The organism is Pseudarthrobacter sulfonivorans, assembly GCF_024391045.1.
GTDB classification, from domain to species: domain Bacteria; phylum Actinomycetota; class Actinomycetes; order Actinomycetales; family Micrococcaceae; genus Arthrobacter; species Arthrobacter sulfonivorans_B.
Genome location: NZ_JANFCZ010000051.1, coordinates 1 through 1,559, shown reverse-complemented (window position 1 = coordinate 1,559; position 1,559 = coordinate 1). Strand labels below are relative to the sequence as shown.

Genomic DNA, 1,559 nt, shown 5'->3' with positions numbered 1-1,559 from the left:
TGCTGCTACCTAATACGAAAGTAAGGGGGTTAGGCGGCGGTGACCGGGGTGATGGTGACGTTGTAGCCGAGGCTGTTGAGTTGTTTGATGGCATTGTTCTTGGCGCGGGATGGGCTGATGCGAGTGAAGTGGTCGGCACCGGGGTCGGTGTAGATCACTCCGTGGGAGAGCATGTGCCACGCCGCGGTCAGGATGGAATGCTCGATCGCGACGACCGCTCTCATTGGTCCACGGCGAGTTGCTATGCGGTGGTATCTGGCTGCGAGGTACGTGCCCTTAGTTCGTGTGGCCGATAGAGCTGAGGTGCCGAGGGCCGCTTTGAGGTATTTGTTCCCGGGCAGGATTTGGCTGGACTTGATCCTTCCGGCGGATTCGTTGGCACTGGGGCAGACGCCTGCCCAGGACGCGAGCCGGGCGGGAGTTTCGAAGACGGTCATGTTCGCGCCGGTTTCGGCAATGATCACTTCGGCAACCTTTAGGGAGACGCCGGGAATGGTGGCCAGGGCTTCCCTGGCGTCACGAAAGGGTTCCATCGCCTCCTCGATCCGTGCGGTGAGTGCTTCCATGGTCCGGGCGTGGGCATCGATCTGGTCCAGATGCAGCCTGGCCATGAACGCGTGGTGGGGTTTGAACCTGCCGGTAAGCGCATCGATAAGGGCGGGGATTCTCGAACGCAAGGTTCCTCGGGCCAGTCCCGCCAGGACCTCCGGATCGCGTTCTCCGTTGATCAAGGCCTCAAGCATTTGCCTGGACGAGACCCCTGTGAGATCCGAGACCACCGAGGAAAGCTTGATCCCGGAGCTTTCGAGAAATTTCTCCAGCCGCTGGATCTCACGGGTCCTGTCGCGGCCCGCGATAGCACGGGCACGTGTGAGGTCCCGGAGTTCACGGATCGGCTCCGGCGGCACGAACGAGCCCCTCAGCAACCCGTAGGCGGCCAACTGCGCCAACCAGGCCGCGTCCGAAACATCAGTTTTGCGTCCCGGGATATTCCGGGCAGCCTTGGCATTGACCAGCATCACCGGAAGCGTCTCTTCAAACAGATAGAAGAAAGGTTTCCAGTAATCGCTGGTCGCTTCCATCACCACTGTGGTGACGTGTTGGTGCTCCAGGAATTCGCGCAGTTCGAGGATCGCCTGTGTGGTCGCGCCCCAGGTCGTGACTCTTGAGGTGTAACTGCCTGCGCGAGTTCCCGGCACTCGAACGCAGACCTTCGCGTCTCGCTTGGAAATGTCCAACCCCGCGGCCCGCTCGTGCACGATATCCATTGCATCCTCCTGCCCTTGGTGGCTCCTTGGTTAGGTGTCTGCCACGAGGAGAACAGGGAAATATTCAGGAATCTAACACTCGTGCTCAAAGCAACAATCCACGGTTCCCGTGGAGTCCTCCGGGTCACGCTACTTGACGGGCACAAACGGCACCAAGGTTGCAGCGGCCTCAACCGTGGCAGACAATCCCATGATCCACCGCCATCCCCGCCAGCGACAGAGCCGATACCGACCCCGCACCGGGCACACACTTTCTAATACGAACGGTGCGGCAGCGCCGACTAAACGCTA

Annotated in this window: 1 protein-coding gene; it reads right to left on the bottom strand. The window is 60.6% G+C overall.

Annotated features, from left to right (window positions below):
• Window positions 1-29: 29 nt before the first annotated feature.
• Window positions 30-1,268 carry an IS110 family transposase gene (locus tag NQJ30_RS18790; protein WP_255771840.1) on the bottom strand — a complete coding sequence of 413 codons (1,239 nt, stop codon included), beginning with the start codon at window positions 1,266-1,268 and terminating at the stop codon, window positions 30-32.
• Window positions 1,269-1,559: the final 291 nt, after the last annotated feature.

Excerpts from the sequence above, each read along its gene's own strand:
- NQJ30_RS18790 (WP_255771840.1), bottom strand. The coding sequence starts at position 1,268 with ATGGATATCGTGCACGAGCGGGCCGCGGGGTTGGACATTTCCAAGCGA.